Source organism: Delftia sp. PE138, from assembly GCF_018320755.1.
Lineage (GTDB): Bacteria > Pseudomonadota > Gammaproteobacteria > Burkholderiales > Burkholderiaceae_C > Comamonas > Comamonas tsuruhatensis.
Genome location: NZ_JABEPN010000011.1, coordinates 39,417 through 63,572 on the forward strand (window position 1 = coordinate 39,417; position 24,156 = coordinate 63,572).

A 24,156-nucleotide genomic window follows, 5' to 3' on the forward strand; every position below is an offset into this window, starting at 1 on the left:
AAAACAAATGCGTTTGTCCATTTCAAAAGCAGGATGCCCATGACCACCAAGACCTTTGCCTCCGCCGCCGACCTCGAAATCAAGCAGGTCAGCTTCGACAAGCTCTCCGAGCACGCCTACGCCTACACGGCCGAGGGCGACCCCAACACCGGCATCATCATTGGCGACGATGCCGTGATGGTGATCGACACCCAGGCCACGCCCGTCATGGCGCAGGACGTGATCCGCCGCATCCGCGAGATCACCGACAAGCCCATCAAGTACGTCACGCTGTCGCACTACCACGCGGTGCGCGTGCTGGGCGCCTCGGCCTTCTTCGCGGAAGGCGCCGAGCACATCATTGCCAGCCAGGACACCTTTGACCTCATCGTGGAGCGCGGCGAGCAGGACAAGGCCAGCGAGATCGGCCGCTTCCCGCGCCTGTTCCAGAACGTGGAAAGCGTGCCCGACGGCATGACCTGGCCCACCCTGACCTTCACCGGCAAGATGACGCTGTGGCTGGGCAAGCTGGAAGTGCAGATCCTGCAGCTGGGCCGCGGCCACACCAAGGGCGACACCGTGGTCTGGCTGCCCCAGGACAAGGTGCTGTTCAGCGGCGACCTGGTGGAGTTCGGCGCCACGCCCTATGCGGGCGATGCCTACTTCCAGGACTGGCCGCACACGCTGGACGCCATCGCCGCCCTGCAGCCCGAAAAGCTGGTGCCCGGCCGGGGCGCCGCGCTGCAGACGCCGGCCGAGGTGCAGGCCGGCCTGGCCGGCACGCGCGACTTCATCAGCGACCTGTGGACCGAGGTCAAGGCCGGCGCCGACGCCCAGCAGGACCTGCGCAAGGTCTACGAGGCCGCCTTCGCCAAGCTGCAGCCCAAGTACGGCCAGTGGGTGATCTTCAACCACTGCATGCCCTTCGATGTGACCCGCGCCTACGACGAGGCCTCGGGCCATGCCGACCCGCGCATCTGGACCGCCGAGCGCGACCGCCAGATGTGGGAAGCGCTCGAAGGCTGAACCACGGCGGCGTGCCGGTCCTGAGCACCGGCACGCCTGCCCATCGCACCCGCCCGCGCACCGGCATTCCCTGATGCCGGCGGGGATGGCTGCGCCTTTTCTCTCTCATACGCCCACGACAGAGGACGAACCCCATGTCCCACCCCGCCATCTCCCTGCAAGCGCTGCGCGGCAGCGGCGCAGACATACAGGCCATCCACATCCCCTACGAGCGCCATGCCGACCAGGACGCCGGTGCGGACACGCCCGCCCGGCATCCCGTGGTCATCGTCGGCGCCGGCCCCGTAGGCCTGTCGCTGGCCATCGACCTGGCCCAGCGCGGGCAGCGCGTGGTGCTGCTGGACAACGACTGCCGGCTGTCCACGGGCTCGCGCGCCATCTGCTTTTCCAAGCGCACGCTGGAGATCTGGGACCGCCTGGGCGTGGGCCAGGCGATGGTGGACAAGGGCGTGTCCTGGAACCTGGGCAAGGTCTTCTTCAAGGACCAGCCGCTGTACCGCTTCGACCTGCTGCCCGAGGACGGCCACGAGCGCCCGGCCTTCATCAACCTGCAGCAGTACTACGCCGAGGCCTACCTGGTCGAGCGAGCCCTGCAGCTGCCGTTGATCGACCTGCGCTGGCACAGCAAGGTCACGGCGCTCGAGCCGCACGCCGAGGGCGCGCTGCTGACCGTGGAGACGCCCGACGGCAGCTACCGCATCGATGCGCAATGGGTCCTGGCCTGCGACGGCTCGCGCTCGCCGCTGCGCGGCCTGCTGGGCCAGGAAAGCCATGGCCGCATCTTCCGCGACCGCTTCCTGATCGCCGACGTGAAGATGCATGCCGAATTCCCCACCGAGCGCTGGTTCTGGTTCGACCCGCCCTTCCACCCGGGCCAGAGCGTGCTGCTGCACCGCCAGCCCGACGATGTCTGGCGCATCGACTTCCAGCTGGGCTGGGACGCCGATCCCGAGGAAGAGAAAAAGCCCGAGAACATCATTCCCCGCATCCGCGCCCTGCTGGGCAAGGACGCGCCCTTCGAGCTGGAATGGGCCAGCGTCTACACCTTCGCCTGCCTGCGCATGGACCGCTTCGTCCATGGCCGCGTGGTCTTTGCGGGCGACAGCGCCCACGGCGTCTCGCCGTTTGGCGCACGCGGCGCCAACAGCGGCGTGCAGGATGCCGAGAACCTGGCCTGGAAGCTGGACCGCGTGCTGCGCGGCCAGGCCGATGCCTCGCTGATCGCCACCTATGGCGCCGAGCGCGAATACGCGGCCGACGAGAACATCCGCAACTCCACGCGCGCCACCGACTTCATCACGCCCAAGAGCGAGATCAGCCGCCTGTTCCGCGACGCCGTGCTGGACCTGGCGCGCGACCATGAATTCGCGCGCCGCATCGTCAACAGCGGGCGGCTGTCCGTGCCGGCCACGCTGCATGGCTCGGCGCTCAACACGCCCGACACCGACACCTTCGACGGAACGCAGCTGCCCGGCGCCGTGCTGGCCGATGCGCCCATGCGCCGGCCCGGCGTGGACGGCACGGCCTGGCTGCTGCGCGCCCTGGGACCGGACTTCACGCTGCTGCACTTCGGCCCCACGCCGGCCTGGGCGCAGGCGCTGCCCGGCGTGCTCAACCTGTCCATCGCGGCCGAGGGCGAGGCCCATGCACCAGACGCCGACCTCATCGATGCGCGCGGCCTGGCGGCCAAACGCCTCGATGCGCGCCCCGGCACCAGCTACCTGCTGCGGCCCGACCAGCATGTCTGCGCGCGCTGGCGCCGCCCCGACGAGGCCGGCGTGCGCGCCGCTCTCCAAAGAGCCTGCGGCGCCGCCGCCACGGCCTGAACCTCTTACGCCCCATCCACAGGAGACCGCCATGCTGCTGTCCACCCACCCCAACCTGCAGGCCTGCGACGATTTCTACGAAGCCCTGATCGCCACCCACCAGGGGCTCGACACCGCGCAAAGCCATGCCCTCAATGCCCGCCTCGTGCTGCTGCTGGCCAACCACATCGGCCACCAGGGCACCTTGCTGCATGCGCTCGAACTGGCCCGCGCCAGCGCAGGACTTGCGCCTGCCGGCGCGGAGCCGGCCGAGCGCGGCGCCGTGACACCGGTCGCCCCGGTGCACGCGGCCGCCTGAAGCCGCGCGCCGCCGCCCGTGCGGCGGCCTGCCATCCCCACAAAGGCGCCCGCCTCACAACTCGGACATCTCACAAGGGCGCCGCATACAACATGGAGACAAGGATGCAACGCAAGCAGTTTCTGGCCGCACTGGCCTGCTCGGGCCTGGCCCTGGCCGCAGGGCCTGCCGCCCTGGCACAGGACAAGCCCCTGGAATGGGTCGTGGGCTATGCGGCCGGCGGCGGCTCGGACGTGGTCGCCCGCGTCATCGCCGAAGCCATGGGCCGCAACATGGAGCGGGTCATCGTCATCAACAACAAGCCCGGCGCGGGCACCAATATCGCGGCCGAGTACAGCGCCCGCTCGCGCGACTACGGCAACCTGATGTTCACGGCCGACTTCGCCACGCTGGCGGCCAACCCCTTCCTGTTCAGCAAGCTCAACTACAACGCCGAGCGCGACTTCAAGCCCGTGGGCATGCTGGTGCGCTTTCCCATGCTGCTGGTGGTCAACAACGATGTGCCCGCCACCAACCTCTCCGAATTCCTGGCCTGGGCCAAACAGCAAAAGACCGGCGTGAGCTGGGGCTCGGCCGGACTGGGCAGCCCCCACCATCTGGTGGGCGAACTGTTCCGCGAACAGGCGGGCATCAGCAACATGACCCATGTGCCCTACCGTGGCGCCGCCCCGGCCGTGCAGGACGTGGTCGGCGGCCAGATTCCCGCCATGTGGGCCGACAGCGCCACCATCATTCCCTTCCTGAGCGAGAAAAAGCTCAAGGCCATCGGCGTGGCCAGCCCTGCGCGCGTGGACGTGCTGCCCCAGGTCGCCACGCTGCAGGAGCAGGGTCTGAAAGGTTTCGAGGGCTATGCCTGGCAGGGCATCGTCGTGCCCACGGGCAGCTCGGCCGAGGTGGTCAAGAAGTTCAGCCAGTCGCTGCAGCAGGCCCTGGCCGACACCCGCACCAAGGCACGCCTGGCCGCCATGGGCGTGGAGCCCATGCCCGGCAGCGCCGAGCAGATGGGCCAGTTCGTGCGCGCCGAGCGCGGCAAGTGGGGTCGGGTGATCGCGGCCAACAACATCAAGCTGGATTGAGCGCCACGCTGCAGACGCAAAAAGGCTGCCGGTCCGGCAGCCTTTTTCGTTGTGGCTGGGGGTTGCGTCTCAGGCCACCGCCGCCGCCTCCGCACTGCGCCCCATCCCCAGATAGGTATCGATGATGCGCCGGTCATGCAGCAGCTCCCTGGCCGCGCCGCTGAGGGCCACGGCGCCCATCTCCAGCACGTAGGCACGGTCGGCCACCTTGAGGGCGGCGCGCGCGTTCTGCTCGACCAGCAGCACCGAGACGCCGTGGTCGCGCAGGCCGGCCACGACCTGCAGCACCTCGCGCACGATCAGCGGCGCCAGGCCAAGCGAGGGCTCGTCCAGCAGCAGCAGGCGCGGGCGCGCCATCAGCGCGCGGCCGATGGCCAGCATCTGGCGCTCGCCGCCCGACAGGGTGGAGGCCATCTGCGGGCGCCGCTCCCTCAGGCGCGGGAAGATGGCGAAGACCTCGTCCATGCGCTGCGCCTGGTCGCGCAGGCCCCGGCGCCAGCGCGAGAAGCCGCCCAGCAGCAGGTTGTCCTCCACCGACATCTCGCCGAACAGCTCGCGCTTTTCGGGCACCAGGGCCACGCCGTTGGCCACCATGACCTCGACGCCGGGGCGTGCGATGCGCTTGCCGTCCAGATGGATCTCGCCGCGCGAGGGCAGCAGGCCCATGGCGGCCGACAACAGCGTGGTCTTGCCTGCGCCGTTGGGGCCGATGACGGTGACGATCTCGCCGCTGCGCACATCCAGATCCACCTGGTGCACCGCCTCCACGGGACCGTAGGACACGCTCAGGCCCTTGAGCTGCAAAAGGGTGTCGCTCATGCCGTCTCTCCGGTTGCCTCGTCGTCGTCGCCGCCGCCCAGGTAGGCATCCAGCACGCGCTGGTTGACCTGGATCTGGGCCGGCGTGCCTTCGGCGATCACGGTGCCGAACTCCAGCACCGTGATGCGGTCCGCAAGATTCATGACGAACTCCATGTCGTGCTCCACGACGAGAATGCCCAGCCCCTCGGCGCGCAGCTGGCGCAGCAGGTCGGCCAGGGCCTGTTTTTCCAGGTGGCGCAGGCCGGCTGCCGGCTCGTCCAGCAGCAGGGCCGCGGGCTGTCCGGCCAGGGCGCGTGCGATCTCCACGATGCGCTGCTGGCCCAGGGCCAGCGAGGCGGCCGGCACGTCGGCGAAGGCGCCCAGGCCGCAGCGCTCGATCTGGCGGCGCGCCTCGGCCAGCACCGAGGCCTCCTCGGCCCGGTCCAGGCGCAGCATGGAGGCCAGCCAGCCCCGGTGCGCGCGCCGGTGCGCGCCCACGGCCACGTTCTCCAGCACGCTGCGCTGGCCCAGCAGGCGCACATGCTGGAAGGTGCGGCCCAGGCCCAGGGCGGCAAAGCGGCGCGAGGGCGCATCGTTCATGGCCTGGTCCATGAAGCGCACCTGGCCCTCGGTGGGCGAGTCCACGCCCGAGATCATGTTGAAGAAGGTGCTCTTGCCCGCGCCGTTGGGGCCGATCAGCGCATGCACCTCGCCGGCCTTGAGCGTCATGGCCACATCGTTGTTGGCCACCAGGCCGCCGAAGCGCTTGGTCACATGCTCGGCCGCCAGCAGCACCTGGCCCGCCGCGGGCAGCGCGCGCTGCGCCAGCGGCGCAGCGTCCGCCAGCTTCAGATCAGACACGGGCCGGCGCACCCAGCGCGCCGTGAGCGCCTGCAGCGTGGGCCACAGGCCTTCTGCAAAGCGCTGCAGCACCAGCACCATCAGCAGGCCGAAGACGATGACCTCGAAGTTGCCGCTGGTGCCCAGCAGGGCCGGCAATATGTCCTGCAGCTTTTGCTTGATCAGCGTGATCAGCGTGGCGCCCAGCACCGCGCCCCACAGGTGGCCGGCGCCGCCGACCACGGCCATGAACAGGTACTCGATGCCCACGTTCAGGTTGAAGGGCGCCGGGCTCACGAAGCGCTGCATGTGGGCGTAGAGCCAGCCCGAGAGCGTGGCCAGCAGGGCCGCCAACACGAAGAGCTTGACGCGGTAGTGCGCCGTGTCGATGCCCATGGACTCGGCCATGACGCGGCCGCCGCGCAGCGCGCGGATGGCCCGACCCTCGCGCGAGTCCAGCAGGTTGTGCAGCAGCCACAGCGCCACCAGCAGCACGGCCCAGATCACCACGCCCATGGCGCGCGGCGAGGCCAGCGAGACGCCACCGATCACCAGCGGCGCAATGCCCGTGATGCCGGTCTGCCCGCCCAGGAACTCCATGTTGCCGAACAGGTAGTACAGGCTCAGCCCCCAGGCGATGGTGCACAGCGGCAGGTAGTGGCCCTGCAGCTTGACCGTGACCGCGCCCAGCAGCCAGGCCACGACGAAGGTGATGAGCAGGCCCAGCGCCAGGCCCACCCAGGGCAGGCCCGCCGCGCCCACCAGCCCGCCCAGCGCGGCCACCGAGGCCGGTGCCGTGCACACCCAGGCCGTGGCATAGGCGCCGATGCCCACGAAGGCCGCCTGGCCGAACGAGGTCATGCCGCCCACGCCGGTCAGCATCACCAGGCCTGCGGCCACCATGGCGAACAGGCCGATGTAGCTGAGGATGACGACGGTGAAATCGGGCAGGAAGCCCCAGGACGCGGCCAGCAGCGCAATGGCCGCCACCGTGAGCACGCGCGTGCTGATGCCACCCGAAGCGGCCTTGGCAGGCGCCGTGGCCTGCGAGGAAACGGGGGCGCTCATTCTTCTTCCTCCACATGGTGGCTATTGCGCGATCGCCACCACAGCACCGGGATGATCAGCGTGAACACCAGCACCTCCTTGTAGGCACTGGCCCAGAACGACGAGAAGGCCTCCAGCAGCCCGACCAGCAGCGCGCCGGCCAGGGCCAGCGGGTAGCTGGCCAGCCCGCCCACGATGGCGGCCACGAAGCCCTTGAGGCCGATCAGAAAGCCGGTGTCGTAGTACACCGTGGTCAGCGGCGCGATCAGCAGGCCCGAGATGGCGCCGATCAGCGCGGCCAGCGCAAAGCTCACGTCGCCGGCCATGGCCGTGGGAATGCCCATGAGGCGTGCGCCCACGCGGTTGATGGCCGTGGCGCGCAGCGCCTTGCCGATCATGGAGCGCTCGAAGAACACGAACAGCAGGGCCACCAGCACCAGGGTCACGCCCACCACCACCAGGGACTGGCCCGAGATCGTGATGTCGCCCAGGCGCAGCTGCGCCTCGGAAAACGCGGGGGTGCGCGAGCCTTCGGCACCGAAGAACAGCAGCCCCAGGCCGACCAGCACGCCGTGCATGGCCACCGAGACGATGAGCAGCATCAGCACCGAGGCATGGGCCAGCGGCCGGTAGGCCAGGCGGTACAGCAGCGGCCCCATGGGCGTGATCAGCACCAGGGTGGCCAGCGCCTGCAGCATCAGCGAGGACGGGCGCAGCCCCCAGGCCAGGGCCACGGCAATGGCCGGCAGCGCCAGGCACCACAGGAAGGTGGCGGGCCAGCTCACCTGGCTGCCCGCGCGCCAGCGCAGCAGGTCCACCACCAGCACGGCGGCGGCCAGGGCCAGCAGCAGCCACAGCGTGGTGGGCACGCGTCCGGCCTGCATCATGGCCAGGGTGAGCGCGCCGAAGGCGACGAACTCCCCCTGCGGGATGAAGATGATGCGGGTGACCGAGAACACCAGCACCAGGGCCAGCGCCATCAGGCCGTAGACGGCGCCGTTGACGATGCCGTCCTGCCCCAGCAGCAGGGCGATTTGCAGATCCATGATCGACTTTCGAGCAGACGCGGCCAAGCGCCACAGCGGCCGCCACCAGGCGCGGCAGCCGCTGCGGCCTCAGGCCTGCAGGTTCAGGGCTGGTACTTCCAGGTACCGTTCTCGATCTTGACCATGACGGCCGCGCGCTGGTCCAGGCCCAGGTGGTCGGTGGGCGTCATGTTGAAGATGCCGTGGGCGCCGGCCACGTCCTTGGTCTGCTCCAGCGCATCGCGCAGGGCGGCGCGGAACTCGGCCGTGCCGGGCTGGGCCTTCTTGAGCGCGGCGGGAATCGCCGCTTCGAGCACGCGGCCCGCATCCCAGGAATGCGCGCCAAAGGTCGAAGCCGTGCCCTTGCCGTTGGCGACCTCGTAGGCCTCCACATAGGAGACGGCGGACTTCTTGACCGGATTGCTGTCGGGCAGCTGGTGGGCCACCAGCACGGGGCCGGCGGGCAGCAGCGTGCCTTCCACATCCTTGCCGCCCACGCGCAGGAAGTCGGCATTGGCCACGCCGTGGGTCTGGTAGATCTTGCCCTGGTAGCCGCGCTCCTTGAGCGACTTCTGCGGCAGCGCGGCCGGCGTGCCCGAGCCGGCGATCAGCACCGCATCGGGCTTGGCGGACATGAGCTTGAGCGTCTGGCCCGTGACCGAGGTATCGCTGCGCGAATAGGCCTCGGTGGCGGTGAGCTTGAGGCCCTTGGCCTCGGCCACCTTGCGGAATTCCTGCAGCCAGCTTTCACCGTAGGCGTCGTTGAAGCCGATGTAGCCCACGGTCTTGATGCCGGCCTTGGCCATGTGCTCGCCGATGGCGGCGGCCATCATGGCGTCGTGCTGGGGCGTCTTGAAGACCCAGAACTTCTTGGCATCCACGGGCTCGACGATCTTGGCCGAGGCCGCCAGCGTGATCATGGGCGTCTTGGCCTCGGAGACCACGTCCACCATGGCCAGCGAGTTGGGCGTGATGCTGGAGCCCAGGATCACGTCGACCTTGCTCTCGCTGATCAGCTTGCGCGTGTTGGCCACGGCCGCCGTGGTGTCGGAGGCGTCGTCCAGGATGATGTAGTTGACCTTCTGGCCCGCCACCGTGCGCGGCATCAGCGCCACCGTGTTCTTCTCGGGAATGCCCAGGGAGGCCGCCGGTCCGGTCGCCGAGACCACCACGCCCACATTGATGTCGGCCAGGGCCGAGCCCCAGACCGTGGCCAGGGTCGCGGCCAGCAGGCCCAGTTTCGTCAAACGCTTCATGTCTGTCTCCTTGTGTTGGATGGGGCGTGGCACCTTCAGGCGCCACAATTTACCGTGGTAACTATTTTTTTGCCAGCGGTTTGATGCACGGGTTTGCCTGGGGTCTGCACGGCAGGCAAGCCTCCGAGGAACAGGTCGGCCACCACGGGGGCCATGGCCTCGTGGTCCAGCGTTCCGTCGGGCCGCAGCCAGGTGAACATCCAGTTCATCATCCCGAACAGCAGCATGGCCAGCGCCTTGGACAGGCCCGCGCCGTCGGCGTCCGGCCGCAGCTGGGCCACCGCCTGGGCAAAGGCCTCGACCACGGCGCGCTCCTTGCCCACCACGCGCTGGCGGTCCTCGTCCTGCAGGAAGCGCACGTCCTCGGTCAGCACGCGGTGGGCATGGCGGGCATGGGCGTACTCCTGCACGAAGCGTTCGATCAGCATGCGCAGCCGCGGCTCGGGCGGCAGGCCCATGGCCTGCACCTCGTCCACCAGGGCCTGCAGCCGCGTCATGTGGCCATCGGTGATGTCCACCAGCAGCGCGTACTTGTCGCGGAAGTAGTGGTAGATGGTGGGCTTGGACAGGCCGCAGGCCTGGGCCACCTCGTTCATCGAAGTGCCGGGGTAGCCGCTGCGCGCGAACAGCGCGGCGGCATGGCCCAGGATCAGTTCGCGCTGGTCGTCGTATCCGGAAGATCGGCCTCGGGCCATGGGACTCCTGTGCGCGCTCAGCGGCTGCGGTGGTCGATCACGCGGCGGGCCTTGCCCACCAGGGTGCGCTCTATGGAATCGGGCCGCAGCACCTCGACCTCGGCGCTCACGCCGACCAGGGTCTTGATGCGCTGCTGCACCCACAGGGCCAGCGCCTCGGTGTCGCCCTGCGTGCCCGGCTGCATCTCGCAGCGCACGGCCAGCCGGTCCAGGTTGCCGTCGCGCGTGACCACCAGCTGGTACTGGCCCGACAGCTGGGCGTTCTGCAGCACGATCTCCTCGATCTGCGTCGGAAACAGGTTCACGCCGCGGATGATGAGCATGTCGTCGCTGCGCCCCACGATCTTGCCCATGCGCCGGAAGCTGCGCGAAGTCGGCGCCAGCAGTCGCGTCAGGTCTCGCGTGCGGTAGCGAATGATGGGCATGGCTTCCTTGGACAGCGACGTGAAGACCAGCTCGCCCTCGCTGCCGTCGGGCAGCACCTCGCCCGTGTCCGGGTCGATGATCTCGGGGTAGAAATGGTCTTCCCAGATCACCGGCCCGTCCTTGCTCTCCACGCATTCGCTGGCCACGCCCGGGCCCATGACTTCGGACAGGCCGTAGATGTCCACGGCATCCAGCCCCGCCTTGCCCTCGATCTCGCGGCGCATGGCCTCGGTCCAGGGCTCGGCGCCGAAGATGCCGATCTTGAGCGAACTCTCGCGCGGGTCCATCCCCTGGCGCTGCATCTCCTCCACGATCACCTGCATGTAGCTGGGCGTGACCATGATGATGTCGGGCCGGAAATCCTGGATCAGCTGCACCTGCTTTTCGGTCTGCCCGCCCGACATGGGCACCACGGTGCAGCCCGCGCGCTCGGCACCGTAGTGCGCGCCCAGGCCGCCCGTGAACAGGCCGTAGCCGTAGGCCACATGCACCATGTCGCCGGGCCGCCCACCCGCCGCGCGGATGGAGCGCGCCACCAGGTTGGCCCAGTTGTCGATGTCATTCAACGTGTAGCCCACGACCGTGGGCTTGCCCGTGGTGCCCGAGGAGGCATGCACGCGCGCCACCTTCTGGCGCGGCACGGCGAACATGCCGAACGGGTAGTTCTCGCGCAGGTCCTTCTTGGTGGTGAAGGGAAAGCGGGCCAGGTCGGACAGCGTGCGCAGGTCGGACGGGTGCACGCCCTTTTCATCGAAGGCGCGGCGGTAGTGCGGCACATGGTCGTAGGCATGCTGCAGCGACCAGCGCAGGCGCAGCAGCTGCAGCGAGGCGATCTCGTCGCGGCTGGCGGTTTCGATGGGATCGAGTTCGCCGGGGGCGGGGCGCTGGACAGGCATGGCTGGGTCTTTTCAGACGGGCTGGTTCAGGCCGGGCACGGTGGGCCGGCCCTTGAAGCTGTGCGAGCGGCCACGGAACAGCGCGATCACTTCCTGGCGCTGGTTGGTGACCTGCACGTCATAGACGCCGGTGCGGCCTGCACGCGAGACTTCGCGGGCCTGCGCGGTGAGCACGTCGCCGGGCCGCCCGGGCGCGACGAAGTCCACGCTCAGGCCCGAGGCCACCGTCATCTCGTTGCGCGCATTGCAGGCATAGGCAAAGGCCGTGTCGGCCAGCGCCGTGATGAAGCCGCCGTGGCAGATGTCGAAGCCATTGAGCATGTCGTCGCGCACGGCCATCTCCATGCGCGCCGTGCCGGGCGCGATCTCGGTGATGCGCAGGCCCAGTCCTTGCGCGGCGCGGTCGCGCGCCAGCATGCCGTCGCGCACCTGCTCGGCCAGTCGCTGGGCGGCCTCGCCCGGGGTGTGGTTGTCTTGCATGGCGCCGCTCCTCAGCGGTCCGAGAACACGGCAGCCCGCTTGCCCAGAAAGGCGGCCACGCCCTCCTGGTAGTCGTGGGCTGCGCCCAGCTGGCCCTGCTGGCGCGCCTCGCGCGTGAGCGCATGCTCGTAGTCCAGCAGTTGGGCCGAGTCCATGGCCTCCCGCGTGCGCGCCAGGGCCCGCACCGGCATGGCGGCCAGGCGCTGCGCCAGGGCCTGGGCCTCGCTGCGCAAATCGGCATCTTCCACGCAGCGCCAGATCAGGCCGATGCGTTCGGCCTCGGCCGCAGGCAGCTTGTCGCCCAGCAGCGCAAGGCCCAGGGCGCGCGCACGGCCCACCAGGCGCGGCAGCAGCCAGGTGCCGCCGCAGTCGGGCACCAGGCCGATCTTGGCAAAGGCCTGGATGAAGCTGGCCGAGCGTGCGGCCAGCACCAGGTCGCAGGCCAGCGCGATATTGGCGCCCGCGCCGGCAGCCACGCCGTTGACGGCGGCCACCACGGGCACGGGCATGGACTTGAGACGCAGGCACAGCGGCTGGTAGCGGCGCTCGATCAGGTCGCCCAGGTTCTGGTCGGGCGCGGCCTCGGGGTCGGAGAGATCCTGGCCCGCGCAAAAGCCGCGCCCCGCGCCCGTGAGCACCACGCAGCGCACCGAGGCATCGCCGGCAGCCTGTTCCAGGGCCGAAAGCAGCTGCTCGTGCAGCTGCGCGTTGAAGCTGTTGAGCGCGTCGGGGCGGTTCAGCACCAGGGTGCGGACGGCGTCTTGCTGCTCAACCAGAACCAGCGATGGGGGCATGGAAGTCTCCGTGGCCTGTCTGCCGTCTTTATGCGGCAGATCAAACATAATTTACCGAATGGTCGGTAAATGTTAGTCGCCAGACCCTTTCCACCACAAGCGCCCAGGCACCGAGGAAACCCTAGGCCCCATGAAAAAAGGCCCTCACGGGCCGATTTGTCGAAGGTTCAGGGCTTGAAACCCGAGCGCTGCACCACCGGCGTCCACTGGGCGCGGTAGGCCTTGAGCATCTCGGCCGTCTGCGCGCTGCTGCTGGAGACCGGGGTCAGCCGGCTGGCCTCGAATTTCTGGCGCGTGTCGGGCTCCTTCATGATCTCCTGCACCATGCGCGACAGGCGCTCGGCAATGTCGGGCGCCATGCTCTGGGGCGCGAACAAGGTGTTCCAGCCCATGCCCGACAGGTTCAGGCCCGATTCCTTGAGCGTGGGGATGTCCGGCGCCATCGTGCTGCGGCGCTCGCCCGACACGGCCAGCACGCGGATCTTGCCGGCCTCGTGCTGGGGCAGCAGCACGTCGAAGGTGTCGATGGCCAGCGGCACCTGGCCGCCCACCAGGTCGGTCAGCAGCGGGGCCGAGCCCTTGTAGCCCACGGTTTCGGTCCGGACCTTGGCGGCCTCGCCCAGCATCAGCGAGAAGAAGTGCGGCAGGCTGCCCGTGGCCGGCACGCCCACGTTGGCCTGCTGCGGATTGGCACGCAGCCAGGCCAGCAGGTGCGACAGCTGCCTGACGGGCACGGCACTGGCCACGGCCACGCCGAATTCGTAGCGATTGACCTCGCTGACCGGGCGGAAGTCCTTGTCGGGGTCGTAGCCCGAGTCAGGGAACACCAGGGGCGCCACCAGCATCACGGCCGGGTTGGCCAGCAGCAGCGCGGGCTGGGAGGCCGGCGCGTTCTTCACATACTGTGCCGACAGGCGGCCTCCCGCGCCGGGCTTGTTCTCCACCACCACGGGCGAGCCCACGCGCGCCTGCAGCTTGTCGGCCACGATGCGCGCCACGCGGTCGGTGGCGCCACCGGGCGGGTAGCCGACGACGATGCGCAGCGGCGCCTTGCCCGGAAACAGCGGCTCGGCCGCCGTGGCACTTCCAGCCAGCCCGCTGGCAGCCCAAACGGCCGAGGCCGGTGCCAGGGCCAGGATCTGGGTCAGGGTTCTTCGCTGCATCGCAAACTCTCTCCTTGCATGGACGGATTCCCGTGCGGAACGCACGCCGCACAATGTAGCGGCCTCAAAAAGCCCGTTGCCGCCGATATTGACCAGGGTTAACCCGGGGCAAGACGCCCTGCGCTGCTCGGGCATCGCGGCAACCTGGCGAAGCCGACTCGGCGACAATCGCCCACCATGAGCTTCGCCCCCCTGACCAACGACACCTTCCTGCGCGCCTGCCGGCGCCAGGCCACCGACTACACGCCGCTGTGGCTGATGCGCCAGGCGGGCCGCTATCTCCCCGAATACAAGGCCACGCGCGCCCGGGCCGGCAGCTTCATGGGCCTGGCCACCAACGTGGACTACGCCACCGAGGTCACGCTGCAGCCTCTGGAGCGCTTCCCGCTGGACGCGGCCATCCTGTTCTCCGACATCCTGACCGTGCCCGACGCCATGGGCCTGGGCCTGTCCTTTGCCGAAGGCGAAGGCCCGCGCTTTGCCAAGGTGGTGCGCGACGAGGCCGCCGTGGCCGAGCTGGCCGTGCCCGACATGGACAAGCTGCGCTATGTGTTCGACGCCGTGACCAGCATCCGCCGCGCGCTCGATGGCCGCGTGCCGCTGATCGGTTTCTCGGGCAGTCCCTGGACCCTGGCCTGCTACATGGTCGAGGGCAAGGGCAGCGACGACTACCGCCTGGTCAAGAGCCTGATGTATGCGCGCCCCGACCTGATGCACCGCATCCTGGCCATCAACGCCGACAGCGTGGCCGCCTACCTCAACGCCCAGATCGATGCGGGCGCCCAGGCCGTGATGGTGTTCGACAGCTGGGGCGGCGTGCTGGCCGATGGCGCCTTCCAGGAATTCAGCCTGGCCTATACGAAGCGCGTGCTGGCCGGACTCAAGCGCACGGGCGTCGATGGGCAGGACGTGCCGCGCATCGTCTTCACCAAGGGCGGCGGCATCTGGCTGCCCGACATGAAGGACCTGGACTGCGAGGTGCTGGGCCTGGACTGGACGGCCAACCTGGCCCGCGCCCGCGCCATCGTCGGCGGCGAGGTGGGCGGACCCGGCAAGGCGCTGCAGGGCAACATCGACCCCAATGTGCTGTTCGCGCCGCCCGAGCGCGTGGCCGAGCAGGCGCGCGCCGTGCTCGACAGCTTCGGCGCCCCGCACACCGACAGGACCACCACGGGCCCCACGCACATCTTCAACCTGGGCCACGGCATCAGCCAGTTCACGCCGCCCGAGCATGTGGCCGCCCTGGTCGAGACCGTCCACGGCCATTCGCGCGCCATGCGCCAGCGCTGAGCGCCCGCCCTGCTCCTCATCACACGCAGGACCGGATGCCAGCGCAGCGCCGGCCCCCTGCCGTGACAGCCACCGGCCCGGCTGGGCCGCGCTGTCCACAGTCCGCGCGCCCGGCCGGCGCTTGCTGCACAAGATGGCCACAGACCATCTTATGCACAGAAAAATCTGAGCGAGGTCTTAGGACTCACAGTTGTCACCCGCGCCTGCACGCGGGCGACATATCGATATAAGCCGTTGTTTTTGAAGATTTTTTTTGATAGCACCGTTTTCAGAATGCACCACTCGGAAAGGTCAGACAAATGGGGGGATGGCCATAGATCCGAATAATCCCCACAAAGTTATCCACAGAAATTGACGATATACCCAGAAACCCGTAGCCACCGCCCGGGATGTCTGGTGTAGAACGCCGCTTCCCACGCCTCGGACGCTGCCCAAGGCTTATGCTTGGCGGCTTTGTTGCCGCTGTTCGTGCCCTGCGGCGCCAGCGTTTTCAGGCCCCGCTTTCTTCCCATGCCCCTTCCCGCCCATACCGTCCATGTCGCCGTCCAGACGCCGGCGCACAGCGCCGTGGGTGATCTGCTGAGCTACACCTGCGAGCAGCCGCTGGAGCCGGGCACCCTGGTGCGCGTGCCGCTGGGACGCCGGGAACTGCTGGGCGTGGTCTGGGACGCGCCGGCCCAGCCGCCCCCCATGCCCGAAGGCGTGGAGCTGCGCGCCATCTGCGCCGTGCTGGAGGGCATCGCGCCGCTGCCGGCGGCCTGGCGGCGGCTGGTGGCCTTCGCCGCCTACTACTACCAGCGCAGCGTGGGCGAGATCGCCGTGACGGCCCTGCCGCCGCAGCTGCGCGACATGACGGCCGAGCAACTGGCGCGCCGGCTCAGGCCGACCAAGGCCGCGGCGAAGAGAGCGGCCAAGGCTGCAAAGGCGGAACAGGCGCAACCGGCGCCTGGCGCTGCGCCTGCATCAGCGCTCGCACCGGCCCCGGCCGCCGCAGACATTCCCCCCATCGTCCTCAGCGCCGAGCAGGCCGACGTCTTCACGCAGATCGCCGCCCACCCCGGCCCCTTCCTGCTCTACGGCAGCACGGGCAGCGGCAAGACCGAGGTCTACCTGAGGACCACCCAGGCCGCGCTGGATGCCGACCCCGGCGCCCAGGTGCTGGTGATGGTGCCCGAGATCAATCTCACGCCCCAGCTGGAGCAGCGCTTCCTGGCGCGCTTTGCGCCGCAGTACGGCGCGGCCTGCGTGGTCAGCATGCACAGCGGCATGACCAACCCGCAGCGGCTCAAGAGCTGGCTGGCGGCACACACGGGCACGGCGCGCATCGTGCTGGGCACGCGCATGTCGGTGTTCGCCAGCCTGCCGGGGCTGTCGCTGATCGTGGTGGACGAGGAGCACGACGCCAGCTACAAGCAGCAGGAAGGCGCGCGCTACTCGGCGCGCGACCTGGCCATCTGGCGCGGGCGCGATACCGGCGCCAAGGTCATCCTGGGCAGCGCCACGCCCTCGCTGGAGAGCTGGCACGCCAGCCGCCCGCCCAGTGCCGACGAGCCGCAGGGCGGCCGCTACCTGCGCCTGCACATGCCCAGCCGCATCGGCGCGGCCGCCCTGCCGCGCGTGCGCCTGGTGGACATGGGCCAGCAGCCGCGCAAGGCCGTGTTCTCGCCGCCGCTGATCGATGCCATCACCGAGCGTGTGCAGCGCGGCGAGCAAAGCCTGGTGCTGCTCAACCGCCGCGGCTTCGCGCCCGTGCTGTTCTGCGCCGACTGCGGCTGGAAAAGCGACTGCCCGCACTGCAGTGCCCACCAGGTCTTCCACAAGGCCGACCGCACGCTGCGCTGCCACCACTGCGGCTACACCCAGCGCGTGCCCATGGCCTGCCCCGGCTGCGGCAATCCCGACATCCTGCCGCTGGGCAAGGGCACGGAGCAGCTGGAGGAAGAACTGGCCCGCCTGCTGCGCAACGTGCAGCGCCCCGACCGCGAGCCCGCCCGCGTGGCGCGCATAGACGCCGACACCACGCGCGCCAAGGGCGCGCTGGAGGAGCAGCTGGCCCAGGTGCATGCCGGCGACATCGACGTGCTGGTCGGCACCCAGATGGTGGCCAAGGGCCATGACTTCCGGCGCATCACCCTGGTGGCCGCCGTGCAGCCCGACAGCGCGCTGTTTTCCAGCGACTACCGCGCGCCCGAACGCCTGTTCAGCCTGCTGATGCAGGCGGCCGGCCGCGCAGGGCGCGACGCGCACTACGTGGCCGCCCAGGGCAGCCATCCGGAGATGTGGATACAGACGCACGACCCGTCCCATCCCGTCTACACCGCGCTGCGCTCGCACGACTACCCAGCCTTTGCGGCGCGCCAGCTGCGCGAGCGGCGCGATGCGGGCATGCCGCCGTTTGCCTTCCAGGCCATCGTGCGGGCCGATGCGCGCAGCCAGGAGGCCGCCCAGGCATTTCTGGCCGCCGCCGCCCAAGCCGCGCGCCAGGCCGGCCTGCCCCATGTGGACGATGTGTTTCTCTACCCGCCCATTCCCATGTCCGTCCAGCGCGTGGCCAATGTGGAGCGGGCGCAGATGCTGATCGAGTCGGCCCAGCGGCCCGCCCTGCTGCGCTTTCTCTGGGCCTGGCAGGCGCATCTGCACTGGATCAGGGCACAGCCCGAGCACCGCGCCCTGGTGCGCTGGCTGGTGGACGTGGACCCGCTGGCCATCTGAACGTGGCACAGCCTCTGGAACGGCCCCAAAAAACCTCAAGCCTTTCAGGCCTTTGGTGCAATCCCACAAAGCGTTCACCGCTCCTTTTTCGGAAGCGCATTTAGCGCATCCGCCGCACGGCTCCCATCGGGATTTGCGCTGATGCAGGCGGGGCATGTTTATTGCATCGTGCCGCATTCAGCCCACAAGGCTGGATCATTCAATGCCTTTCCAGGAGCGATACATGCCGTTCACCCCCTTCCGTATGACCTTGATGGCCGTCGCGCTTGCGCTGGCAGGCTGCGCGTCCCAGCCCGGCGCCAGCCAGGCCCCCGCAGCCGCAGCGCCCGCCACGGCGACCGCCCCTGCACCCGCTCCCGCCGCACAGGCCGGCAAGCCCAACGTGGTCGTCCTGGCCACGGGCGGCACCATTGCCGGCGCGGGCGCCAGCGCCGTCAACAGCGCCACCTACACGGCCGCCAAGGTCCCCGTGGACAAGCTGCTGGCCGGCCTGCCCGAGCTGAGCAACATCGCCAACGTCTCTGGCGAGCAGGTCTTCCAGATCGCCTCCGAAAGCTTCACCAACAAGGAACTGCTGACGCTGGCACGCCGCGTCAACGAGCTGGCCAAGCAGCCCGGCGTGGACGGCATCGTCGTCACCCACGGCACGGACACGCTGGAGGAGACCGGCTACTTCCTGAACCTGGTGGTGCCCACCGACAAGCCCATCGTCATGGTCGGCTCCATGCGCCCCGGCACGGCCATCTCGGCCGACGGCGCGCTGAACCTGCTGGGCGCCGTGGCCACGGCCGCCTCCAAGGACTCGGCGGGCAAGGGCGTGCTGGTCAGCATGAACGACAACATCGACTCCGCGCGCGATGTGGCCAAGCTCACCAACATCAAGACCAATGCCTTCTCCAGCCAGTGGGGCCCGCTGGGCATGGTGGTCGAGGGCAAGACCTACTGGTTCCGCGCCCCCGTCAAGCGCCACACCAGGGGCAGCGAGTTCAACATCGAGCAGATCACCGACCTGCCCGCCGTGGACATCGTCTACGGCTACGGCAACGTGCCCGCCACGGCCATCGACGCGCTGGGCAAGGCCGGCGTCAAGGCCATCGTGCACGCCGGCACGGGCAACGGCTCGGTGGCCGACCGCATCGTGCCCAAGCTCAATGAACTGCGCCAAAAGGGCGTGATCGTGGTGCGCAGCTCGCGCGTGCCGGCCGGCTTCGTGCTGCGCAACGCCGAGCAGCCCGACGACAAGTACGACTGGGTCGTCGCCCATGACCTGAACCCGCAGAAGGCCCGCCTGCTGGCCGCCGTGGCCCTGACCAAGACGCAGGACACGAAGCAGCTGCAGCGCATCTTCTGGGAATATTGATAGGCACCCCCTGAGGCGCTGGCGCGCCTTCCCCCCGTGGCACGGCGCCTCTCTACCCGCTTCGCGGGGGAGGGGGACGACAGCCTCGCTGCGGGGCGGCCCTTGCTTGCTGTCCCTTGCTTTGGGCCTCGTCGGTTTTTTGCGCTGCGCCCACATGGCCCGGTCCATTTTTGGCCGGGCCTTTTCTATTGCTGCTTCTTAGTTCGTTGTGAACAGCGGGGTGAGGGGGCCTTGGGCGATGTGGCAGTGCGCTTGTTCGAGGGCCTGGGCGAAGGCGTCGGAGCGCAGGTAGGCGTATTCGACGGCGCGCTGGGCGCCTATGGCGTCGCCCTGGACGGGGGCGGTGGCGGGGTGGCACATCATGAGGCTGCCGGGCTGCAGCTGGGCCAGCCATTGGGCCATGTGGCGGCCATAGCCTTCGGGCGTGGGCTGGTCGAAGGCGTAGACGCCGCCGAAGCCGTGGTTGAGCGGCACGCCCTGGCGGCGCAGGCGGCGGGTGGTGGTCCAGCCGCCGAGCAGGGCGATGATGGCGGCCTTGGGGTCGCGCCAGAGCTGGCCGGCCGGGGTGGTGGAGCGGACCCAGGGCAGGTCGTCGGCGTTGTCGCCATAGCGCTGGCGCAATTCCTGCACCAGCGCGGCGCGCACGCCGGGAAGCTGGTGCACGTGCTGGTGGCCGTCGATGAAGTCGGGGGCCATGCCCAGCGCGTCCTCGAAGGCGTCGAGCTGGCGGCGCCAGGCGTCGCGCATGGCGGCGCCGCCGAGTGCGCCGGCATAGGCGCGCGCGATCACGGCACCGATGCCGGCGGCGGGCTGCAGGCCATGGCCCTCGGTCAGGTTGAAGTGCAGGCCCAGCGACAGGCGCGGGCGCAGCGCGGGCAGGCGCCTGGCCGCCTGCCTCCAGTGCGGCGAGGTGGTCATGCAGCTGGTGGCCGACAGCCGGCCCTGCAGCGTGAGCTGCTCCACGGCCTCGTCGACCAGGGGGTGCAGCGCATAGTCGTCGGCGCACAGGACGACGGTTCTGGCCGGGGACTTCTCCCCGTTTATGGCAGGCATGGTGTTCATGGGGATTCCTTGCGTCCGGGGGCCGCAAAGGCCCAGAACTTGGCCAGGACGAAGGTGCCCACCGCCACCAGCACCAGCACCAGGGCCAGGCTCCAGAAATAGTGCCAGTGCAGCCAGTGCAGGGCCGCCCAGTACAGCAGCTCGTTGGCCACGAAGGAGACGCAGGCCACGGCGAAGTATTTGGCCACCACGGCCCGGCCACGTGCCTGGGTCTGCACGAAGGTGAACAGCGCATGGCCGTTGTAGCTGACCACGAAGGCCACGAGAAAGGCCAGCACATTCGCATGCAGCGGCGCCATGCCCGCCAGCTGCACCAGCAGGGCGACCACGGCCAGGTGCGTGGCGGCCGCGCAGCCGCCCACCAGCACGAACTGCAGCGCCTGCGGCAGGCGGCGCAGCTGCGCGATCACATCGTGCATGGCTACTCCCGCGGCGCCAGCGGGCTGCGGTCCTCGTCGCGCGCCAGCAGATAGGTGGGGCGGCGCTTGACCTCGTCATAGATCCGGCCGATGTACTCGCCCAGGATGCCGATGGACATCAGCTGCACGCCCGAGAACAGCATGATGCTGGCCGCCAGCGTAGGCCAGCCGTCCAGCGGGTTGCCGAAGATCAGCGTCTCCATGGTGATCCACAGCCCGTAGAGCAGGGCCGCCAGCGAGATCATCCCGCCCACGATGCTCCACACGCGCAGCGGCAAGGTGGTGAACGAGGTCAGCCCCAGCAGGGCCAGCGAGCCCAGGCGCCGGAAATTGAAGCTGGACGCCCCGGCCGTGCGGTCGGCCGGCACGAACGGCAGTGCCGCCGCCTTGAAGCCCACCCAGGCGTACAGGCCCTTCATGAACCGGTGGCTCTCGGGCAGGGCCTTGAGCGCGTCGGCCACGCAGCGGTCCAGCCAGCGGAAGTCGCCGGCATTGGGCGGGATCTTCACCAGGTTGCCGGCATTCATGAGCCGGTAGAACAGGTTGGTGCCCACCCGCTTGGCGCCGCTTTCGGCGCCCCGGTCGGCGATCACGCCATAGACCATGTCGTAGCCGGACTGCCACAGCTCGCACATCTGGGGCAGCATCTGCAGCGGATGCTGGAAGTCGGCGTCGATCAGCACCACGGCATTGCCGCGCGCATGGTCTATGCCGGCCGACAGGGCCGCCTCCTTGCCGAAGTTGCGAGACAGCGCCAGGTAGCGCACGGGCAGCTCCTGCGCCATGCGCAGCGCGATCTCGTGCGTGGCGTCGCGGCTGCCATCGTTGACGACGATCAGCTCGTAGTCGGGCGTCAGCGTGCGCACCATCGCGTCCAGGGCGCGCAGGAACGCCTCCAGGTTGCCCTCTTCATTGTGGGCCGGCACCACGCAGCTCAGCCGCAGCGGCGCGCGCGGCAGCATTCCCTTGGGAGCGGCCGGAGCAATGTCAGCATGCAATTCGGTCATAGGCCAGCATTGTCAGCGGGCTGGCTGCCCGCGCGCGGCAACACATCAAAAACCGCATACGCATAAGGTGTGGGCACAGGAAAACGCCAGCCCGAGCGTTGCAGCGTGAGCACACGCGGCTCCTGCGGCAGGCCCAGCTTCGCCAGCCAGGCCTGCGCCTGCTGCTCGCAATCGCGCGATTTCGCGGTCGGCCCGGGCTCGCCGGCCACGGGGCCGCGCGGGCACAGCAGCAGGCCGGGCTGGCGGCGCCAGTCCGCCAGCGCCAGCACACGAGCATATTCGCTGTCGGGCAGGCCGGGGATGGTGCGCAGATGCGGCTGTGCATAGAAGGAGAGCATGGCGTTTTCCGCCCAGTCGCCGCCCACCCACTGCAGCGGCTGCTGCGGGTGGCGCTGGTTCCAGGACAGCACGATGGCCTGGGCCGCATCGGCCGCGGGCCGGTAGTAGTCGGAGCTGCTCTTGCGCGCATTGCCCCAACCCGCGGCCACGCCAATCACCAGCACCACGGCCAGGCTCGGCCACCAGGCGCGGCGCAGCGCGGCCAGGGCGGCCTGCGTCGCGGCAGGCGCCTCGGCGTCCAGGTTGCGCAGCCACAGCAGCACGAAGGCATAGCCGATGGGAATGGCCCAGGGCGTGGACAGCTCCACCACGCCGGTGGCGCCAAAGCCCAGCGTCGCCAGCCAGGGCATGAGGGCCAGCCAGAACAAGGTGTCGCCCCGCCCCTGCCAGGCCCAGCTGCGGCGCAGAAAGCGCGCGCTCCAGCGCAGCCAGCCACCGCCTTGCTGGCGGGCCTGCATGAAGCCATACACCAGGCACACGGCCAGCCAGGCCGGCAGCCAGTAGAAGATGGGCGCCAGCGCAAAGCGCAGCACATAGCTCCACACCACCTGCCCGCCGCCCTGGTCCATGGCATAGCCCAGCGTCACCCACTGGTGGTGGGCAATCCAGGCCACATGCGGCGCCAGCGCCAGGCCAAAGGCTGCCAGCGCCACATAGGGCCTGGGAGTGAGCAGCCACTGGCGACCTTCGCGAACCAGGAGGATGGGCAGCAGAAAACCGGCCAGGAACACGCCGCTGTAGTACTTGCTGAGCATGCAGGCGGCCGAGACCACGCCCAGGGCCACGCTGAAGGCCAGGCCCCGCACACCCTTTTCCTGCCAGCTGGCCAGCAGCAGGGCCGCCGCCCAGGGCCACAGGGACAGCAGCTGGCTGTTGGCGTTGAACTTGCCGGCCAGCGTCGTATACGGGAAGCACCACAGCAGCAGCAGCGCCCCCAGCGGCGCCAGGCGCGCCAGCCCCAGGCGCCGGCCCAGCACATAGACACCCCACAGGCCCACGCCCACATTGGCATAGGACAGCAGGCGGTAGAAGGCGTCGTTCTGCGGAAACACCATGAACCACAGGCCGACCACCCAGGCGAAGAACGGCGGGTGCTTGTGCGTGCCCAGCTGCAGCGGCTGGGACCAGGCATAGTTCTCCAGCATGTCGTGGTAGCCGTCCAGGTTGCCATTGGCCAGCCAGGACACCAGGGCCCAGAGCAGGCAGGCCAGCGTCACCATCCAGAGCAGGCCCGCGCCCGTGGGGGCGCCGGCCGGGGCAGAGGGGGAGGGTTTCATGCAATCCCGTCGAGGTGGTGAAAAAACATGGGCGCGATTGTAGAGAGCGCCAGCCTGCCGACAGGCCTGGACTGACCGGGCCTGCCCAGGCCTGCCGCTCGGACCGGCTCAGGTCATCAACGCCACGGCACCCGAGAAACTCAGGAAGGCCAGCACCGTGGACACCAGGATGATGCGGGCCACCCGCCCGCCATGCGCACCGAAGCGCTCGGTCAGCAGCGAGACATTGCTGGCGCTGGGCAGTGCGGCCAGCAGCACCAGGGCCACGAAGGCCTCCTCACCCAGCGGCAGGCCCAGCGCCATGGCTGCGCGGGCCACGGCCCAGACCAGCAGCGGATGGACCAGCAGCTTGGCCAGCGCGATGGGCACGTAGTCGCGCGCGGCCACGCGCTCATGGCTGTTCATCTGCGAGCGCGCCAGCACGGCGCCTATGGTGAACAGCGCCACGGGCGAGGCCGCGCCCGCCAGCATGGCCACGGTGCGGTCGATGGGGCCGGGCAGCGTCCAGCCCGCCGCCGACGCCACTGCGCCCAGCACGATGGACCAGGGCATGGGGTTGGAGGCCATGCCCGCCAGCGCGCGGCGCAATGCCACCGTCACACCGTGCCCGCCCGGCATTCCGAGGCGCGACAGCGCAATGCACAGCGAGGTGGTCACCACCATGTCGATGGCCATGGTGACGATGACCGGGCCCGCCGCACGCTCACCCAGCAGCGCCACCAGCATGGGCACGCCCATGAAGCCGGTATTGGGGAAGGCGGCCACCAGCGCGCCGAAGGCCGCATCGTTCCAGCCCACGCGCCGCAGCGTGAGCGCCACGGTGGCGCCCACCATCAGCAGCGCGCACAGCAGGTAGACCACGGAGACGCCCACATCCAGCAGTTGCGCGATCGGCGTCTGCGCGCCAAAGCGAAACAGCATGCAGGGCAGCGCGAAATACAGCACGAAGGCGTTGAGCCCCGGTATCGCCGCCTGCGGCAGCACGCCACGCCAGGTGGCTGCGAAGCCGCAGGCCACGAGAGCGAAGAAGGGGAAGGTGATCAGCAGGACGGACAGCACGCGG

At 69.4% G+C, this 24,156-nt stretch carries 21 protein-coding genes; 7 read left to right on the forward strand and 14 right to left on the reverse strand.

Features of this window, described 5'->3' with window-relative positions; genetic code table 11:
• Positions 1-39 precede the first annotated feature (39 nt).
• From HFGMBDPB_RS26675 to HFGMBDPB_RS26690, 4 genes are all read left to right on the forward strand, one after another.
• Positions 40-1,005, forward strand: coding sequence for an MBL fold metallo-hydrolase (locus HFGMBDPB_RS26675; protein WP_016449270.1), 966 nt, complete (start codon positions 40-42; stop codon positions 1,003-1,005).
• Positions 1,006-1,139: 134 nt separating this feature from the next.
• Entirely contained in the window at positions 1,140-2,831 is a 1,692-nt protein-coding gene (locus HFGMBDPB_RS26680; RefSeq protein WP_016449269.1) for an FAD-dependent oxidoreductase, read from the forward strand.
• Positions 2,832-2,862: 31 nt separating this feature from the next.
• Positions 2,863-3,129: a DUF2783 domain-containing protein gene (locus HFGMBDPB_RS26685; protein WP_016449268.1), complete on the forward strand. Its 267-nt coding sequence runs from the start codon at positions 2,863-2,865 to the stop codon at positions 3,127-3,129.
• Between the two features lie 104 nt (positions 3,130-3,233).
• Positions 3,234-4,205, forward strand: a complete 972-nt coding sequence (locus HFGMBDPB_RS26690) for a Bug family tripartite tricarboxylate transporter substrate binding protein (protein ID WP_016449267.1) — start codon at positions 3,234-3,236, stop codon at positions 4,203-4,205.
• A 69-nt stretch (positions 4,206-4,274) separates the two neighbouring features.
• Here HFGMBDPB_RS26690 and HFGMBDPB_RS26695 read toward each other — a convergent pair whose 3' ends face one another.
• The 9 genes from HFGMBDPB_RS26695 to HFGMBDPB_RS26735 all read right to left on the reverse strand — a co-directional run bounded on the left by HFGMBDPB_RS26695 (position 4,275) and on the right by HFGMBDPB_RS26735 (position 13,627).
• The gene (locus HFGMBDPB_RS26695; protein ID WP_016449266.1) at positions 4,275-5,024 is read right to left on the reverse strand and encodes an ABC transporter ATP-binding protein; all 750 of its coding nucleotides are present in this window, start codon (positions 5,022-5,024) and stop codon (positions 4,275-4,277) included.
• Positions 5,021-6,913, reverse strand: coding sequence for a branched-chain amino acid ABC transporter ATP-binding protein/permease (locus HFGMBDPB_RS26700; protein ID WP_016454720.1), 1,893 nt, complete (start codon positions 6,911-6,913; stop codon positions 5,021-5,023). Before HFGMBDPB_RS26700 ends, HFGMBDPB_RS26695 begins: the two co-directional genes overlap by 4 nt.
• Positions 6,910-7,938, reverse strand: coding sequence for a branched-chain amino acid ABC transporter permease (locus HFGMBDPB_RS26705; protein ID WP_012202505.1), 1,029 nt, complete (start codon positions 7,936-7,938; stop codon positions 6,910-6,912). The genes HFGMBDPB_RS26700 and HFGMBDPB_RS26705 overlap by 4 nt, the downstream gene beginning before the upstream one ends.
• 83 nt (positions 7,939-8,021) lie before the next feature.
• The gene (locus HFGMBDPB_RS26710; protein ID WP_212646618.1) at positions 8,022-9,173 is read right to left on the reverse strand and encodes an ABC transporter substrate-binding protein; all 1,152 of its coding nucleotides are present in this window, start codon (positions 9,171-9,173) and stop codon (positions 8,022-8,024) included.
• 35 nt (positions 9,174-9,208) lie between these two features.
• The gene (locus HFGMBDPB_RS26715; RefSeq protein WP_016449263.1) at positions 9,209-9,868 is read right to left on the reverse strand and encodes a TetR/AcrR family transcriptional regulator; all 660 of its coding nucleotides are present in this window, start codon (positions 9,866-9,868) and stop codon (positions 9,209-9,211) included.
• Positions 9,869-9,885: 17 nt separating this feature from the next.
• Positions 9,886-11,190, reverse strand: coding sequence for a phenylacetate--CoA ligase PaaK (gene paaK, locus HFGMBDPB_RS26720; RefSeq protein WP_212646619.1), 1,305 nt, complete (start codon positions 11,188-11,190; stop codon positions 9,886-9,888).
• A gap of 12 nt (positions 11,191-11,202) precedes the next feature.
• Positions 11,203-11,670: a hydroxyphenylacetyl-CoA thioesterase PaaI gene (gene paaI / locus HFGMBDPB_RS26725; protein ID WP_016450385.1), complete on the reverse strand. Its 468-nt coding sequence runs from the start codon at positions 11,668-11,670 to the stop codon at positions 11,203-11,205.
• An 11-nt stretch (positions 11,671-11,681) separates the two neighbouring features.
• Positions 11,682-12,464 (reverse strand): enoyl-CoA hydratase-related protein, encoded by a 783-nt coding sequence (locus HFGMBDPB_RS26730; RefSeq protein WP_046238612.1) that lies wholly within the window; start codon positions 12,462-12,464, stop codon positions 11,682-11,684.
• A 167-nt stretch (positions 12,465-12,631) separates the two neighbouring features.
• Positions 12,632-13,627 (reverse strand): tripartite tricarboxylate transporter substrate-binding protein, encoded by a 996-nt coding sequence (locus tag HFGMBDPB_RS26735; protein WP_016450384.1) that lies wholly within the window; start codon positions 13,625-13,627, stop codon positions 12,632-12,634.
• A 177-nt stretch (positions 13,628-13,804) separates the two neighbouring features.
• On the opposite strand from HFGMBDPB_RS26735, the gene hemE reads away from it, so the two are divergent.
• The 3 genes from hemE to HFGMBDPB_RS26750 all read left to right on the forward strand — a co-directional run bounded on the left by hemE (position 13,805) and on the right by HFGMBDPB_RS26750 (position 18,989).
• On the forward strand, positions 13,805-14,917 hold the full coding sequence (gene hemE, locus HFGMBDPB_RS26740; protein ID WP_212646620.1) for a uroporphyrinogen decarboxylase: 1,113 nt from the start codon (positions 13,805-13,807) through the stop codon (positions 14,915-14,917).
• A gap of 510 nt (positions 14,918-15,427) precedes the next feature.
• Complete coding sequence (gene priA, locus HFGMBDPB_RS26745) at positions 15,428-17,629, forward strand: replication restart helicase PriA (protein ID WP_212646621.1); 2,202 nt, start codon at positions 15,428-15,430, stop codon at positions 17,627-17,629.
• Positions 17,630-17,852: 223 nt separating this feature from the next.
• Positions 17,853-18,989, forward strand: coding sequence for an asparaginase (locus tag HFGMBDPB_RS26750; protein ID WP_016450381.1), 1,137 nt, complete (start codon positions 17,853-17,855; stop codon positions 18,987-18,989).
• Between the two features lie 198 nt (positions 18,990-19,187).
• Here the strand turns inward: HFGMBDPB_RS26750 and HFGMBDPB_RS26755 are convergent, their stop codons facing one another.
• The 5 genes from HFGMBDPB_RS26755 to HFGMBDPB_RS26775 form a co-directional block, all read right to left on the reverse strand.
• Positions 19,188-20,051, reverse strand: a complete 864-nt coding sequence (locus tag HFGMBDPB_RS26755) for a ChbG/HpnK family deacetylase (protein WP_016450380.1) — start codon at positions 20,049-20,051, stop codon at positions 19,188-19,190.
• Positions 20,048-20,470, reverse strand: a complete 423-nt coding sequence (locus tag HFGMBDPB_RS26760) for a GtrA family protein (RefSeq protein ID WP_017406517.1) — start codon at positions 20,468-20,470, stop codon at positions 20,048-20,050. Before HFGMBDPB_RS26760 ends, HFGMBDPB_RS26755 begins: the two co-directional genes overlap by 4 nt.
• A gap of 2 nt (positions 20,471-20,472) precedes the next feature.
• Positions 20,473-21,477: a glycosyltransferase family 2 protein gene (locus HFGMBDPB_RS26765; protein WP_016450378.1), complete on the reverse strand. Its 1,005-nt coding sequence runs from the start codon at positions 21,475-21,477 to the stop codon at positions 20,473-20,475.
• Positions 21,474-23,093, reverse strand: a complete 1,620-nt coding sequence (locus HFGMBDPB_RS26770; RefSeq protein ID WP_034368704.1) for a glycosyltransferase family 39 protein — start codon at positions 23,091-23,093, stop codon at positions 21,474-21,476. Before HFGMBDPB_RS26770 ends, HFGMBDPB_RS26765 begins: the two co-directional genes overlap by 4 nt.
• Before the next feature lie 108 nt (positions 23,094-23,201).
• Positions 23,202-24,152 carry an AEC family transporter gene (locus HFGMBDPB_RS26775; RefSeq protein ID WP_016450376.1) on the reverse strand — a complete coding sequence of 317 codons (951 nt, stop codon included), beginning with the start codon at positions 24,150-24,152 and terminating at the stop codon, positions 23,202-23,204.
• Positions 24,153-24,156: the final 4 nt, after the last annotated feature.

What these genes read in the sequence shown, in the direction of transcription:
- HFGMBDPB_RS26705 (WP_012202505.1), bottom strand. Translation starts at nt 7,938, where the DNA reads ATGGATCTGCAAATCGCCCTGCTGCTGGGGCAGGACGGCATCGTCAAC.
- HFGMBDPB_RS26710 (WP_212646618.1), bottom strand. Translation starts at nt 9,173, where the DNA reads ATGAAGCGTTTGACGAAACTGGGCCTGCTGGCCGCGACCCTGGCCACG.
- HFGMBDPB_RS26765 (WP_016450378.1), bottom strand. Translation starts at nt 21,477, where the DNA reads ATGACCGAATTGCATGCTGACATTGCTCCGGCCGCTCCCAAGGGAATG.
- HFGMBDPB_RS26690 (WP_016449267.1), top strand. Translation starts at nt 3,234, where the DNA reads ATGCAACGCAAGCAGTTTCTGGCCGCACTGGCCTGCTCGGGCCTGGCC.
- HFGMBDPB_RS26770 (WP_034368704.1), bottom strand. Translation starts at nt 23,093, where the DNA reads ATGAAACCCTCCCCCTCTGCCCCGGCCGGCGCCCCCACGGGCGCGGGC.
- HFGMBDPB_RS26730 (WP_046238612.1), bottom strand. Translation starts at nt 12,464, where the DNA reads ATGCCCCCATCGCTGGTTCTGGTTGAGCAGCAAGACGCCGTCCGCACC.
- HFGMBDPB_RS26715 (WP_016449263.1), bottom strand. Translation starts at nt 9,868, where the DNA reads ATGGCCCGAGGCCGATCTTCCGGATACGACGACCAGCGCGAACTGATC.
- priA (WP_212646621.1), top strand. Translation starts at nt 15,428, where the DNA reads ATGCCCCTTCCCGCCCATACCGTCCATGTCGCCGTCCAGACGCCGGCG.
- HFGMBDPB_RS26735 (WP_016450384.1), bottom strand. Translation starts at nt 13,627, where the DNA reads ATGCAGCGAAGAACCCTGACCCAGATCCTGGCCCTGGCACCGGCCTCG.
- paaK (WP_212646619.1), bottom strand. Translation starts at nt 11,190, where the DNA reads ATGCCTGTCCAGCGCCCCGCCCCCGGCGAACTCGATCCCATCGAAACC.
- HFGMBDPB_RS26695 (WP_016449266.1), bottom strand. Translation starts at nt 5,024, where the DNA reads ATGAGCGACACCCTTTTGCAGCTCAAGGGCCTGAGCGTGTCCTACGGT.
- HFGMBDPB_RS26680 (WP_016449269.1), top strand. Translation starts at nt 1,140, where the DNA reads ATGTCCCACCCCGCCATCTCCCTGCAAGCGCTGCGCGGCAGCGGCGCA.
- HFGMBDPB_RS26750 (WP_016450381.1), top strand. Translation starts at nt 17,853, where the DNA reads ATGCCGTTCACCCCCTTCCGTATGACCTTGATGGCCGTCGCGCTTGCG.
- HFGMBDPB_RS26700 (WP_016454720.1), bottom strand. Translation starts at nt 6,913, where the DNA reads ATGAGCGCCCCCGTTTCCTCGCAGGCCACGGCGCCTGCCAAGGCCGCT.
- HFGMBDPB_RS26760 (WP_017406517.1), bottom strand. Translation starts at nt 20,470, where the DNA reads ATGCACGATGTGATCGCGCAGCTGCGCCGCCTGCCGCAGGCGCTGCAG.
- HFGMBDPB_RS26685 (WP_016449268.1), top strand. Translation starts at nt 2,863, where the DNA reads ATGCTGCTGTCCACCCACCCCAACCTGCAGGCCTGCGACGATTTCTAC.
- hemE (WP_212646620.1), top strand. Translation starts at nt 13,805, where the DNA reads ATGAGCTTCGCCCCCCTGACCAACGACACCTTCCTGCGCGCCTGCCGG.
- HFGMBDPB_RS26675 (WP_016449270.1), top strand. Translation starts at nt 40, where the DNA reads ATGACCACCAAGACCTTTGCCTCCGCCGCCGACCTCGAAATCAAGCAG.
- HFGMBDPB_RS26755 (WP_016450380.1), bottom strand. Translation starts at nt 20,051, where the DNA reads ATGAACACCATGCCTGCCATAAACGGGGAGAAGTCCCCGGCCAGAACC.
- paaI (WP_016450385.1), bottom strand. Translation starts at nt 11,670, where the DNA reads ATGCAAGACAACCACACCCCGGGCGAGGCCGCCCAGCGACTGGCCGAG.